Below are 13,313 nucleotides of genomic sequence, written 5' to 3'. Positions count from 1 at the left end.
CCCGGCCCGGCCGCCGGTTCCGGCAGGATTCCCAGGCTCAGCCCATGGCTCCCGGCAGATCCCCGGCGACGATGTCCCGCATCACCTCGCTGGGACCGGCGGCGATGGTCGCGGCCCGTGCGTCCCGGTACACCCGGGCGGCCTCGGACCCGTCCTGATATCCGTGGGAACCCTGTAACTGCAGGCTCAAGTCGGCCATCCGGCACGCCAGTTCGGTGGTGTACAGCTTGGCCATCGAGCATGCGGTCACCGGGAGTTCCCCCTGCTGGAGGAGCCAGGCCGTGTGGTGGACCAGCTGGCGGGCCGCCTCCAGTTCCGTCGCCAGTCCGGCGAGCCGGTGCCGGGGCGCCTGGAGTCCGGCGAGCGGCCCGTCGAAGATCCTGCGGCCACGGGCGAAGCGGAGGGTCTGTTCGAGGCAGCGGTCCATTCCGCCCAGCGCGAGGGCCGCAGCCGCGAGCCGTTCGAGCTGGAGTCCGCGCATCAGGTAGTAGAAGCCGCTGTCCTGCCGCCCGACGAGGTTCCCCGCGGGCACGCGCACCCCGTCGTACGTCACGCCCGCGGTACCTGCCGCGCGCCAGCCGAGGGTGGGCTGCGGTTCTACGGTGACTCCGGAGGCGTTCGCGTCGATGACGAGCAGCGACAGTCCGGTCCGGCCGCTGTGCGCCCCGTCGGTCACCGGGGTGGTGCGGACCGCGGTGACGTGGAAGTCGGCCGTGGTGCCGTTGCTGACCATGCTCTTCGCGCCGCGCACGACGTAGTGCTCGCCGTCCCGCGAGGCCGTGGTGGACAGCCCGGACAGGTCCGATCCCGCCCCGGGTTCGGTCAGGGCCAGCGCGGCGACGCGTTCACCCCGGACGGCCGGGGTCAGATAGGCGGCGCGCAGTTCCGGACTGCCGACGGCCCCCAGATAGTGCGTCGCCATGTAGGCGTGGACGGAGACGGCAGCCCGCATGCCGCCGTACCCGGTGCGGCCCAGTTCCTCCAGGAACACGACCGAGGTGAACAGATCGCGGTCGGTGCCGCCGTTCTCCCGTGAGTGGAGCAGCCCGAGGAGATCGTGGTCCGCGAGCGTCTTCCACAGGGTGCGCGGCACACGGCACTCCCGTTCCCAGACATCGGCGGCCCCCTCCGTCTCGGCTGCCAGTACGGCACGCACCTCCTGGCGGAAGGCGTCGTGCTCGGCTGTGAAGTACGGGGAACGCATAGGGTCCGGGCCTCTCCGCGGGTGTGGGAACGGGGGGTGAGGGGATGTCAGACGGCGCGGGGATTTCGGGCGGCCGTCACCGGTGGGCGTCACCGGGTCGGGACGCGCCCCGCCGCCGGGAGCAGTTCGCCGCGCAGCAGCGTCAGGAAGCGCTCCGGGTCTTCGTGGAGGGTGAAGTGACCTCCGGACAGATGGTGCGCCCGCACGCCCAGCGGCGCGTACCGCCGCCAGCCGGCGACCGCCTCGGGCGGCGCCATGACATCGTCGGACGCGTCGAACACGGTGAGCGGTACCGGCAGGGGGAGCGGTTCGCGCCACGGCCAGGTCTGGGCCAGTTCCAGATCGGCTCGGAGCATCGGCTCCAGCAGGCCCAGCAGCGCGCGGTTGCGCAGGACCTCGGGAGGCGACCCGGCCAGCGCGGCGAGATCGGCGGCGAACCGGTCGCGGGGCACGTCGTGGAGACCCGGGTGCGGTGACGGTACGTCGGGGGCCCGGCAGCCGGCCAGGATCAGGCGCTCGGGCAGCTGCGGGGCGGGTGGTGCGGCGCCGGACGGCGGGGCGGTGGACGCCCCGCGCATCGTCAGTTCGTACGCGAGCATGCCGCCCAGGCTGTGCCCGAACAGGACGTACGGCGCGGGGACTTCCCGGGCCAGTGCGTCGGCCACCACGTCCACCAGCGTCGTCCACGAGGTGAACGGGCGCTCCCGGATGCGGCTCTCACGGCCGGGCAGCCGTACGGCGACGAGCTCCACGTCCGCGGGCAGGCGCGCCGGCCAGTCCCGGAACACCGAGGTCCCACCGCCCGCGTGCGGCAGGCACACCAGCCGCAGGGCGGCGTGCGGGCGGGGCAGGGGCCGGTGGAAGAGGCCGCTCGGCGAAGTCGTGTGCGGCGGCCCGGGTCCGTCCGGGGCGGACGCCGCTCCGGCGGGTGCCGTCACCGTGCGCCGGGCCGGTCGGGGTGCGGTGCGCCTCCCGGCGTACCGGCGGATTCCTCCGGTGGCAGTCCGGCCTCCAGCGCGGCGGCGATCTCCGCGAAGTTGTCGGCGGTGAAGACGGTGTCCGGTGCCAGCACGTCCTCCCCGAGCCGGTCCTCCAGCTGCGCCAGCAGACGGACCGCGGTGAGGGAGTTCCCGCCGAGGGCGAAGAAGTTGGCGTCGGGGCGCACGGTGCCGGGACCGAAGATGTCCGTCCAGATCTCGGCGAGTACGGCGGTGCCGGGCCCGGACGGGAGCTGCGGCGAGCCGCCGTCCCCGGTGGGCGCGGTCCGGCGGGCCTCGTCGAGATCCGCCACGACGGCGAAGCGGCCGGGCACCGCGAGGCCGGGGGCGTTCCGGGCCGCGAGGTCCCGGAGTTCGCGTTCCAGCACCCGCAGGGTGGGGCCACCGGGCCGGCCGGCGGTGTTCGGCGGTGCGGGCGGCAGCTGCCGGGCCGGACGGTGCGGCGCGTAGGCGTAGACATTGTGACAGGGCGTCAGCACGAGCCGGGGGTCCTGGTCGTGAGAGACCTCGAAGCCCCGGTCCCGCAGCAGCGAGACCAGTTCCTTCAACCGTCCGTCGAGGTCGTGGACTTCCATGGCGATGCGGTCGATGCGGCTCCACGACGCGTCGTCGATCCCCGCCAGTACCTCGGCCTCGGCCTTCTCCACGTCGATCTTCAGCAGGTCGATCCGCTCCAGCCGCTGTTCGGCGATCACCCGCGTCAGGGTGCTGACCTCGCAGCGGCGGGCCTCTGCCGTCAGCCGGTCGGCGGCGAGCCTGCCGAGCTGCGGGCCCTGAGTGGCCTCCTCGCCGGTGACGAGGTAGCGCCGCAGCACCTCGACGTCCTCGTCGGGATGCGCGAACCGGCCGGACATCACGCTGTTGCCGGGGTAGTAGGTGAAGTCGCTCTCGCCCGTGACGCTGCCCAGGGCGCAGTTCAGTACGGTGACGTCGAGTCCGTACAACTCGGCGTTGAGGGCGACGGCCGCCGCGAGTTCGGCGACGGGTTCCACGGCGACGATCCGGGCGCCGGGACTGGCCAGGGCGGCGCGGAGGGTGAACATCCCGATGTTGGCGCCGACGTCCAGCACGACCGCGCGGTCCGGCAGGGTGATGCCGTGTCGCAGATAGGCGTTGTCGGTGAAGATCTCGCGGTACAGGAAGTCGGTCTCCGTGCGGCTGACTCCGGCGACGAGCAGGTCGTCCGCCGGTTCGTGCCAGCTCAGCCGCCCCAGCCTCCCGGCGGCCTCCAGCGCGGCGGCCCGGTGCAGGAGCGCGGCGGCTTCCGGATCGGGGAGGAGACAGGCGGTGCGGTCCGGGGCGCCCAGGGCCTGTCCGAAGACCGGCCGGACAGGTCCCAGGACATCGGCGTCCAGGACGGCGGGGTGGGTACGGAACGCCGCTGTCAGGGCTCGGTCCGCCTCGGCGTCGGCGGCTGGTGCGACGGGAGTGGTCAGGTCGGTCATGTGTCCCTCTCGGTCGTCCCGTGGATGTCCCGCATGAAGTCCGACAACAGGCCCACGAGTCCGGGGTCCGCGCCGAAGGCCGACAGGTGATCCCCGTGCGGCATCATCCGCAACGTCGCGCAGGGCAGCCGCTCCGCGACCTGGACGGACCCCTCGGGATGGGCTGTCGTGTCCTGTTCGCTGGAGACGACCAGCGTCGGCTGCCGCACCTCCCTGAGGAGCGGACGGTAGTCCGTGCTCATGATGACGCCGTTGAGGAGCCCGTAGCGGTGCATCAACTCCGGTGAGGCATAAGGGTGGAGAAGGTGGTGGGCGACCTCGGGACGCAGCGCGTCCAAGGCCTGTGGCCTGCGCATCATCCGGTGCAGGCCCTCGGCGTGCCGGGGGCTGCGGCTCGCCATCGCCAACAGGCCCTCGACGTCACGCTGATGGGGTGTCTTGGGGGCGTCCTCGCCCAGTTCGTAGTCGCCGTGCCACAGGCTGAGCGAGGTCACCCGGGGCGAGGCCGCGGCAGCGGCCAGCGCGAGGGCCGCGCCGCCGCACAACCCCATGACGTGCGCCTCACCGATGCCGAAACCGTCGAGGACGGCAAGGACGTCGGCTGCCTGCGCGGCGAGGTCGTGTCCGGTCAGGGCGGGCAGCCCCGGACCGTCCCCGGCGGCGAACATGCCACGGCTCTCCCAGGTCACCACCTGGCAGGTCCCGGACAGCGCCCGCAACCAGGGGGCCGCCAGGCCGACCGGCATGCCGCAGGCCATCACCACCACCACGGCGGGTGCGTCCGCCGCCCCTGCCCGGTAGCCGCGCAGCGGGGTGCCGTCGTGGGCGCGCAGCGGGACCGGCCGGCCCGGGGGAGTGGCGTGTACGGCCCGCACGGCGCGGTCGACCGCGGAGGCGTCCGCGTGGATCACCGCCTCCGCCGGCGCCGTGCCGAGCGCGCGGGCCAGCCGTCTGCTGACGGCCAGTTCCACGGACCACAGCCCGTCGCCGGACGGGACGACAGTGACCCCGGGCATGTCCAGCCGGGCCGCGAGCGCGTCCAGCGCCGCTTGCAGCACCCGTACGGAGCCAGGGTCCGACCCCGCAGGCGGAGTCACCCGCAGGCGCTCGGGCACGGCGCTCAGGAGCGGTTCCAGATCGAGCAGGGCGGCGGCGAGTTCCTGCAGCGGTACGGCGTCCGCGCTGCTCTGCGCCGATCGCGGGCCGTTGCCCGGTGCCGATCGCGGGCCGTTGCCCGGTGCCGGTCGCGGGCCGTTGCCTTGTGACAATCGTGGACCGGCCTCTGTGTCAGGCATGGTTGATGCGCTTCCCTCCTCCATCGGACCGCCTCTCGGTACGGGGAGCCGACCGCCCGGCGACCCGGTGGCCACGGACACCGCCCGCGTACGGTCCCTCAGACGCCCGGAGCCCGGAACGGGCGGTTGCGTGTGGTGTGCGTCGCGATCCGGTTGTGGGTGTGCGTGTTCTCGCCGTGCACCAGGACCGCGCCGTAGCGGTCGAGGCTCACTCGGCCTCCGTACTCCTCGATGGAGTCCGTGCCGGGGTAGACCTCCACGGAGGTGGGCACGTAACGGGAGGCGAAACCCATCCGCATGTCGCGGCTCCGGCCGCTGTGCGGGTGGGAGGCGTGCATCAGGGTGGACCAGAAGACGATGAACTGGCCCGCCCGCATCTCCATGTTCACGGCCTGCGACTCGTCAGGGGTCCAGTCCTCGTCGATCTGGAGCTCGCGGTAGTCGTAGCCGAAGAAGCCACGGCGAATCCCGTCCTTCTCCACGGAGTTGACCTTGTCCGGGACGTAGTGCATGCGCTTGGTCTCGTCGTAGTACATGGTGCGGTGGGTGCCGGGGATGAACTGCAGGCACCCCATATCCACGCTCGCCTCGCTGAAGGCGGTCCACACGGTGATCGTGCCACCGAAGTCGGAGCCGTCCGGCCACTGGATCTGCGGGGTGCCGGAGGCGTTGGCGAAGGTGTCGGCCTGGTGCCAGTCCGTTCCCTCGTCGCCCGGGTACTTCGGGAAGAACTCGGTGCGCCAGCACAGCACGTCCGGCCCGAGGATGCGGCTGACCCGGTCCACGATCTCCGGCCTGGTGATGTGGTCGGCGAGGAAGTCGGAGTCGAGATGCCGGTCGTAGTTGGCGATGTTGGTGGTGCCGGACACCGCGGCGCGGTCCTGGTAGACGGCGTCCGTGCGGTCCAGCAGCCGCAGCCGTTCCCGCCGCCAGATGTCCTTCATCTCGTCCGGTTCGTAGAGCGTGAACGGACCCGCGTATCCGCGCGCGTGGAAGTCCGCCAACTGCTGTGCGTCGAGGGCGAAGCTCTCTGCCTGCGAAGTCATCCGAACTCCTCGGTTCGTGGGAGGGGGCTGCCCGGTGCGGCGACGGCGGCCACATGGGAGGCGAGGTTGCGTACCGTCGCGCCCTCGATCAGCACCGTGATGTCGAGGTCCGTGCCGAAGGCCTTGTTCACCTGCTCGAACATGCGCAGCAGAGTCAGCGAGGTGCCGCCCAGGTCGAAGAAATCGGCGTCGGGGCCGATGTCGTCGATGTCGATGACGGAACGCCAGATCGCTGTGACACGCGCCTGGACGGCGGCGATTCCCGCGCCGGCCGCGTCCGCGCCGCCAGTCTCCGTACTGTCGGTCCGGTGGCGGTCCCGGACCAGGGCGCTCAGCGCCGCGCGGTCGGCCTTGCCGTTGGGCGTGAGCGGCAGCGTCTCCAGAAGCTCGTACGCGGAGGGCCGCAGCTGGTCCGGCAGGCCGAGCGCCAGGTCGCGCAGTTCGTCGACGAGCTTCTCCGGCGCGCCGTCGGTGGACCCTTCGGTGGGCACGACACAGGCGATCAGCCGGACGTCGTCCTCTCCGTAGTCGCGAGGCAGCACGACGGCGGACGCCACCAGCGGGTGCCGGCCGAGCAGGGCTTCGACCTCCCCGGGCTCGACCCGGAAGCCGCGGATCTTGATCTGGTCGTCCGTGCGCCCCAGGTAGCCGTACTGCCCGTCGTCGAGGCGGACCACGCGGTCACCGGTGCGGAAGGTACGGCAGGCCCGGTGCGCGCTCGCGGCCTCGCTCCGCTCGCCGGTGTGCGGGGCGCTCCCGGAGAAACGTTCCTGTGTGAGTTCGGGGCGATGGAGGTATCCGGCAGCCACCCCCGGCCCCTCGATGTGGAGTTCACCGGGCTGCCCGTCGGGGACCGGCTCGCCGTCCGGGCCCCGTACATGGAACGTGAGGTCCCGCAGCGGGACTCCGATGGGGCTGGGGCCGTCCGCGTCGAGATCCGCCCGTGACAGGCGACGGTACGAGGCATGCACGGTCGCCTCGGTGATGCCGTACATGTTGACCAGCTCCGGGCGCTCGTCGCCGTGCCGGTCGATCCAGTCGCGCAGCGTCGCGGGGTCGAGCCGCTCGCCGCCGAGTACGACCGTGCGCAGACTCTCCAGCGGGAGCGGTGCTCGCGCGTCCACCGCGGCCAGCCGCCGGAAGGCGGCCGGAGTCTGGTTGACGACAGTGACCCTTTCGGAGCGCAGCAGTTCGTGGAAGGCCGCCGGGGAGCGGGCGACGTCACGGGGGACGACGACCAGCCGTCCGCCGTGCAGCAGGGCGCCCCAGATCTCCCATACGGAGAAGTCGAAGGCGGCCGAGTGGAAGACCGTCCACACGTCGTCGGGCCCGAACCCGAACCACTCCCGGGTCGCCGAGAAGAGGCGCACGACCTCGTGGTGCCCGACCAGGACGCCCTTGGGCTCACCGGTGGAACCCGAGGTGTAGATGATGTAGGCGGGGCCGGTGCCGCCCGGGTGTACGGCGTCGGGCCGGGGCGCGCCACTCGCGGGCAGCAGGTCCAGGCGGACGGTCCGCACATCGAGTCCGGTGAACGCCGGGGCGAGATCCGACGTGGTCACCACGGCCACTGACGCACTGTCACCCACGGTCCACCGTGCACGCTCGGCAGGGTAGTTCGGGTCGATGGGTACATAGGCCGCGCCGCATTTGAGAATTCCGAGCAGACCCGCCACCGTCCCGGATCCGCGGGCGACGTACAAGCCGACGTGGCTGCCCGCGACGACACCGGCGGAAAGCAACTCGTCGGCTATCGCATCGGATTTCGCGTCGAGTTCCCGGTACGTCAGTTCACTGTCGCCATCGGTCACCGCGATATGGTCCGGATACTGCCGGACCACGGCCTTGAACAGATGGGTCAGGGAAGACTCCGGACCATCGGGCGGAGTTCCGTTTACCGTAGTGCCGTTAGTCTCGATTTGCGCTGCTGATTGCACTCACGTGTCCCCTCAAGAGAATTCGGAATGCGGTAACGGATCGCACAATGCATTACGAGCAACTTGATCGTCACGGGCCGTCGATTAGGCTGCCACTTTGTCCGGTTGAGCGTCAACCCCCTCTGTTGACAGCCGGTCAGGGTTGGCTGGTACCCGTTTAAATGCATTACCTCGAAACCACAGGAGTCTCAGCAGCCCCTTTCGGCTTCGGCCGGATCGCGGTTTCCCGGTCGGGGAAACCGCGATCCGGTGGCTTTGTGCGCGGCGGCGCGGTCAGCCGCGGTGGCGCAGCACCGTGCGCAGCAGCCCCTCGTCGTACAGGTGTTCCTCCAGTGCCAGTACGGCCTCAGCGGCCTCCTGGGGCTCCTGGCACGCGACCGCGATCAGGCCCCAGCGGGACGGCACGGAGGTGATCACCCGCGTGTGGTGCCCGGTGTCCGCGGCGTCGACGGCGGCTTTCAGCCACCGCAGGTCGGTTCCCGCGGTGGGCCGGACCACCTTCGTCGCCGCGTGCACGCCCGCGCCGCGCACCTCGCGCGCCTCCCGGAGGAAGGCCCGGACGTACTCGGCCCCGTTGGACGAGAGGTTCAGGTCCTGCATGCCCACCACGGGCCGTTCGCCGAACCGTCCACCGATCCGGGCGATCGCGAAGTCGACCCCGCCCTTGACGAAGCCGAGACTCCGGCCGTTGCCCTCGAAGGCGCCGAGCAGCTCGCGCATCCCCTCCCGCACGAAGCGGAAGTGCTCCACCGTGATGCCCACGTTCCGGCAGGAGTGCTCGTCGATGTAGACGCTGCCCTCCCAGACGCTGCCGCGCGTGATCTGGATCGTCGCCCCCTCGGCCAGCCGCCCGGCGACGACGTGGGCGGACGGCGCGAGGATGAAGTCGTAGCCGTCGATCGGGTGCCGCAGGTAGTCGGTGTGCGCCTCCAGTACGTAGTCCTCCTCGGTCTCCATCGCCTGGCGCGCCAGCGCGCCCAGCGCCTCCTCGTCGCCGAGCGGGACGGCGGTGCGGATCCTGCTGCCGGTCAGTCCCGTCGCCGGTTTGAAGCAGCCCAGGGGGAGGCCGTAGCGCTCCCGCAGCAGCCGCGCCGCGCCGGCGACCCGCGCGGTCACCTCGGCCAGGCCGGCCCCGGCCCTGCTGATCGAGTATCCGGGGACCCTCGGGAGCACGACGCCGAACTCGCGGTGGAACGGTGTCAGATGCGACTCCGCCGCGAGCAACTCGTACGGATCCGCCCGCCGGGCGCCGTCGGCCAGCCCCTCGGCCTCCTCGACGGTGGGGTAGAGCGTCGTCTTGTGGTTCCACAGCCGCCCGATCTCCGGACCGTTGGCATCCACCCGCAGACGGGCCGGGCCCGCCGTACGCCGCAGCCAGACCAGGAGGATCTGTGCCTCCAGATCGAGGGCGAAGAGCCGGACCACGGTGTGCGGGGCTTCGCGCAGGCGGCTCACGATGCGGTGCATGCCGGTCCGCTCCCCGGACTCGGCATACGTCATGGCCTGCGTCAGCAGGGCGTGCGTGAGGTAGTAGAACTCCAGGCCGGGAACCTCCACCCCTTCGGCCTCGCTCGCGGCGACCGCCTGCCGCCAGGGCTCGGTACGCCCGACGACGAGGTCACCCGGTCCGGCGAGATAGACCGCGCGGGCTTCGTTGTACGACGCGAAGTCGTCAGGCGACGTGCCCTCGACGACATGCGCCAGATCGGCTTCGAAGCATTTCTTCAGGCTGGTGGCGGCACCGATGACGACGGCGGGCTGCTCGCCCCGCAGGGCTCCGTACGGCTCCAGTTCGGCGCGTGCCGCCGCCGGTACCTGGGACAGATCGAGGCCGAGCAATCGGTGGGAGACCGCCTGCAAATCGTCCGGGGAAAGCACCACGGGCCCGGTACAGAAGCCCTCCCACGGCACGGTGCGCCCGTCGGGGGCGACGACCGGGACGGGTTCGTCCGCGGCTGTTCGGACGGAACTGGTATATGCCTGCAACATGGTCTCCTGACGGGGGACGAGAGAGCGAACCGGTGGGCCGCCGTGCCGGGCCCGGCCGGGAATCCGAAGAGACGAAGAAGTGCTGACGAGGAGTCGGTGCCCGCATGCGCCGACGTGTTCATACCCTGGCGGTACAGGCGTTCCGCATGCTATCGGGAAAGAGGTGGCGATCCGACGGGGACGACGCTCGCGTATTCCCGGAAGAAATTCCTCTCCCGAAGAGCGCGGCGAGCGGGTCGAATTCGGGATCCGGGGCGGGGGCCGGGACCAGAAGTGGTAGGCCGCAGCAGGCGGCGCCGACGGAAACGGCCGAATGGGAGCCGGGGCTCGGTATTCGGAACGGATCGCGGCGCTACGGGACCTGAACTCCACCGACCGGACCATACCCGTCACCGATCGGGAGAACCACGGCTGAACTCCCCGGATCCGGGCCCGTAACCGGGCGGAAGGCGAAGGAGTACGCCGGCGCTTCCTTCCGGAGGCGGGTCGTGAGCGGCGGCGCGAGATCGATAGCCTGCTCGAAGACGAGGTGAGCGAGCGGGCAGGGACGGGATCCCGCGGATCCTCCCGGGCCCCGGTCGTGAGCCGTGATCGGTCCGCCTGCACGTACAACTGACGAGGTGACGCGTGATGTTCACGACCCGGCCCACCCTCCAGGGCAGCTTCGGCATGGTGTCGTCCACCCACTGGCTGGCCTCGCAGTCCGCGATGGCCGTTCTGGAGGCCGGCGGCAACGCCTACGACGCCGCCGTCGCCGCGGGCTTCGTCCTGCACGTCGTCGAGCCGCACCTCAACGGCCCGGCCGGTGAGGTGCCGATGATCCTCGCCCCGGCGGACGGCCGGGTACAGGTGCTGTGCGGACAGGGCGTCGCCCCCGCGGGTGCCACCGTCGCCCACTACCGCTCGCTCGGGCTCGACCTCGTTCCCGGCACCGGACCGCTGGCCGCCGCGGTGCCCGGCGCCTTCGACGCCTGGATGATGCTGCTGCGCGACCACGGCACCAAGTCCCTCGCCGAGGTGCTGAAGTACGCCGTGGGGTACGCCGAGGACGGACATGCCCCGGTCGAACGCATCGGCCTGACCGTCGAGTCCGTACGCGAACTCTTCGAGAGCGAGTGGCGTTCCTCCGCCGACGTGTACCTGCCCGGCGGGAAGTCCCCCGCGCCGGGCGAGCTGTTCCGCAACCCCGCGCTCGCCGCGACCTGGCGCCGGGTGATCGCCGAGGCCGAGGCGGCGTCCGGCGACCGGGCCGGGCAGATCGACGCGGCCCGGACGGTCTGGCGCGAAGGCTTCGTCGCCGAGGCGCTGGTACGCCAGGCGGCCAGGCCCACCCTGGACACCAGCGGCAAGCGGCACACCGGCACCCTCACGGCGGCCGACCTCGCCGGGTGGTCCGCGACGTACGAGGAACCCGCGACGTACGACTGGAACGGCTGGACCCTGTGCAAGGCCGGCGGCTGGAGCCAGGGCCCGGTCCTCCTCCAGCAGTTGGCGATCCTCCCGCCGGAGCTTCCGCTCTACGGATCCGCCGAGTACGTCCACCTCCTCGTCGAGGGCTGCAAGCTCGCGATGGCCGACCGGGAAGCCTGGTACGGCGACGCCGCCGGCGTACCGCTCGACACGCTGCTCTCCGCCCCGTACAACACGGAGCGCCGCGCCCTCGTCACCGACCGGGCCTCGCACGAACTGCGCCCCGGCAGCCCCGGGGGCCGCGAGCCGCGGCTCAGCAGGCAGGCCACCGCCGTCGCCGCTGGTGAGCCCGGCTTCGACGCGTTGGGCATCCCGGCCGCCGGGGCGGGGGAGCCGACCGTCGCCCGGGACGGCGCCACCCGGGGCGACACCTGCCACCTCGACATCGTCGACCGCTGGGGCAACATGATCTCCGCGACCCCGAGCGGCGGCTGGCTCCAGTCCAACCCGGTCGTCCCCGAACTGGGCTTCCCGCTCGGCACCCGGCTCCAGATGGCCTGGCTGGACGAGGGGCTGCCGAACTCCCTCACCCCCGGCTGCCGCCCGCGCACCACCCTCACCCCGTCCCTGGCACTGCGCGACGGGGTCCCGGTGCTCGCCTTCGGTACGCCGGGCGGCGACCAGCAGGACCAGTGGCAGCTGCACTTCTTCCTCGCGGTGGCGCTCGGCGCGACCGTACGGGGCGGCCTCGACCTGCAAGGCGCCATCGACGCCCCGAACTGGCACAACGACTCGTTCCCCGGTTCCTTCCACCCCCGCACCATGCGGCCCGGCAGCGTCACGGTCGAGTCCCGCATCGGGCAGGACGTCATCGACGAGCTGCGCCGCCGCGGCCACGACGTGACGGTCGGCGACGCCTGGTCGGAAGGCAGGCTGTGCGCGGTCGCCCGGGATCCCGGAACCGGCGTACTGAGCGCTGCGGCGAACCCCAGGGGAATGCAGGGTTACGCCGTCGGTCGCTGAGCGGGCCCCCGCCCGTCACTGCCGTGTGCTGAGATGGACACATGATCGAACAACTCCTGACGAGGGACTTCTCCGATGTCGAGGCGGCGGTCCGCGAGGCCGCCGCCGCCGAGATCCTGCCGCGTTTCCGGCAGCTCGCCGCCCACGAGATCGCCGAGAAGAGCGGCCCGCACGACCTGGTGACCGTGGCCGACCGCGGCGCCGAGGAACACCTCACCGCCTCCCTGACCGCGCTGCTGCCGGGCTCGGTGGTGGTCGGTGAGGAGGCCGTCGCCGCCGACCCGTCCTCGTACGGAGCGGTGCGGGGCGAGGCGCCCGTCTGGATCGTCGACCCGGTCGACGGCACCCGCCAGTTCGTCCGCGGCGAACCGGGCTTCTGCACCCTGGTGGCGCTCGCCCACCGGGGCGAAGTGCTCGCCTCCTGGACGTACGCCCCCGTGCTCGACGAGATGGCCGTAGCGGTACGGGGCGGTGGCGCCCGCCTCGACGGAAAGCCGCTCGCCGCGGGCTCACCGGCTCCCGGCGCGGTGCTCGAAGTCGCCACGTCCCACCCGGACTTCACCACACCCGAGCAGAAGCGCTCCCTGCTGAACCTCCGGACCGAGGGGATCAGCACCAGGCCGTGCGGATCGGCGGGCCTGGAGTACCTGGCCGTCGCCCGTGGCGCACTCGACGCGGTCGGCTTCACCTGGGAGCTGGCCTGGGACCACGCCGCGGGCCTGCTGCTCGTGGAGGAGGCGGGCGGCGCCCATCTGACGCTCACCGGCGAGCCGTTCCGTATCACCGGTGGGAACGCGTTGCCGTTCACCGCGGCGCGGGACGCGGCCACCGCCCGCCGGGTGCACGAACTGCTCGCGGCGGGCGCCTGACGCGCGGACGCACCGCCGCCCGGACGCCTGAGGTGCGCAACTCACCGCCCGCCGCACACCTGGGACGCGCAACTCACCGCCCGCCGCCGGACGCCCG

At 72.0% G+C, this 13,313-nt stretch carries 9 protein-coding genes; 2 read left to right on the top strand and 7 right to left on the bottom strand.

Annotation, left to right across the window (positions count from 1 at the left end; all coding sequences use genetic code 11):
* Positions 1-37 precede the first annotated feature (37 nt).
* The 7 genes from NBY69_RS35690 to NBY69_RS35660 form a co-directional block, all read right to left on the bottom strand.
* Complete coding sequence (locus tag NBY69_RS35690; protein ID WP_250306421.1) at positions 38-1,204, bottom strand: acyl-CoA dehydrogenase family protein; 1,167 nt, start codon at positions 1,202-1,204, stop codon at positions 38-40.
* Positions 1,205-1,293: 89 nt separating this feature from the next.
* The gene (locus tag NBY69_RS35685) at positions 1,294-2,142 is read right to left on the bottom strand and encodes a thioesterase II family protein (protein WP_250306420.1); all 849 of its coding nucleotides are present in this window, start codon (positions 2,140-2,142) and stop codon (positions 1,294-1,296) included.
* Positions 2,139-3,647, bottom strand: a complete 1,509-nt coding sequence (locus NBY69_RS35680) for an FkbM family methyltransferase (protein WP_250306419.1) — start codon at positions 3,645-3,647, stop codon at positions 2,139-2,141. Before NBY69_RS35680 ends, NBY69_RS35685 begins: the two co-directional genes overlap by 4 nt.
* Positions 3,644-4,942, bottom strand: coding sequence for an alpha/beta fold hydrolase (locus NBY69_RS35675; protein WP_250306417.1), 1,299 nt, complete (start codon positions 4,940-4,942; stop codon positions 3,644-3,646). The genes NBY69_RS35680 and NBY69_RS35675 overlap by 4 nt, the downstream gene beginning before the upstream one ends.
* Before the next feature lie 98 nt (positions 4,943-5,040).
* A complete protein-coding gene (locus NBY69_RS35670; protein ID WP_250306415.1) occupies positions 5,041-5,988 on the bottom strand; it encodes a chlorinating enzyme in 948 nt (315 codons plus the stop codon).
* Positions 5,985-7,829: an amino acid adenylation domain-containing protein gene (locus NBY69_RS35665; protein ID WP_284350276.1), complete on the bottom strand. Its 1,845-nt coding sequence runs from the start codon at positions 7,827-7,829 to the stop codon at positions 5,985-5,987. The genes NBY69_RS35670 and NBY69_RS35665 overlap by 4 nt, the downstream gene beginning before the upstream one ends.
* A 369-nt stretch (positions 7,830-8,198) precedes the next feature.
* Positions 8,199-9,914 carry a hypothetical protein gene (locus tag NBY69_RS35660; RefSeq protein WP_250306411.1) on the bottom strand — a complete coding sequence of 572 codons (1,716 nt, stop codon included), beginning with the start codon at positions 9,912-9,914 and terminating at the stop codon, positions 8,199-8,201.
* Between the two features lie 630 nt (positions 9,915-10,544).
* On the opposite strand from NBY69_RS35660, the gene NBY69_RS35655 reads away from it, so the two are divergent.
* Both NBY69_RS35655 and NBY69_RS35650 read left to right on the top strand, forming a co-directional pair.
* Positions 10,545-12,347: a gamma-glutamyltransferase family protein gene (locus tag NBY69_RS35655; RefSeq protein WP_250306409.1), complete on the top strand. Its 1,803-nt coding sequence runs from the start codon at positions 10,545-10,547 to the stop codon at positions 12,345-12,347.
* A 41-nt stretch (positions 12,348-12,388) separates the two neighbouring features.
* The gene (locus NBY69_RS35650) at positions 12,389-13,216 is read left to right on the top strand and encodes an inositol monophosphatase family protein (protein ID WP_250306407.1); all 828 of its coding nucleotides are present in this window, start codon (positions 12,389-12,391) and stop codon (positions 13,214-13,216) included.
* Positions 13,217-13,313: the final 97 nt, after the last annotated feature.

It is taken from the genome of Streptomyces sp. A 4/2, assembly GCF_940670765.1.
Classification (GTDB): Bacteria; Actinomycetota; Actinomycetes; order Streptomycetales; family Streptomycetaceae; genus Streptomyces.
The sequence above is the reverse complement of the archived record's forward strand: the minus strand, read 5'-3'. Positions and strand labels throughout refer to the sequence as shown.

What these genes read in the sequence shown, in the direction of transcription:
- NBY69_RS35690 (WP_250306421.1), bottom strand. Translation starts at nt 1,204, where the DNA reads ATGCGTTCCCCGTACTTCACAGCCGAGCACGACGCCTTCCGCCAGGAG.
- NBY69_RS35680 (WP_250306419.1), bottom strand. Translation starts at nt 3,647, where the DNA reads ATGACCGACCTGACCACTCCCGTCGCACCAGCCGCCGACGCCGAGGCG.
- NBY69_RS35675 (WP_250306417.1), bottom strand. Translation starts at nt 4,942, where the DNA reads ATGCCTGACACAGAGGCCGGTCCACGATTGTCACAAGGCAACGGCCCG.
- NBY69_RS35670 (WP_250306415.1), bottom strand. Translation starts at nt 5,988, where the DNA reads ATGACTTCGCAGGCAGAGAGCTTCGCCCTCGACGCACAGCAGTTGGCG.
- NBY69_RS35660 (WP_250306411.1), bottom strand. Translation starts at nt 9,914, where the DNA reads ATGTTGCAGGCATATACCAGTTCCGTCCGAACAGCCGCGGACGAACCC.
- NBY69_RS35655 (WP_250306409.1), top strand. Translation starts at nt 10,545, where the DNA reads ATGTTCACGACCCGGCCCACCCTCCAGGGCAGCTTCGGCATGGTGTCG.
- NBY69_RS35650 (WP_250306407.1), top strand. Translation starts at nt 12,389, where the DNA reads ATGATCGAACAACTCCTGACGAGGGACTTCTCCGATGTCGAGGCGGCG.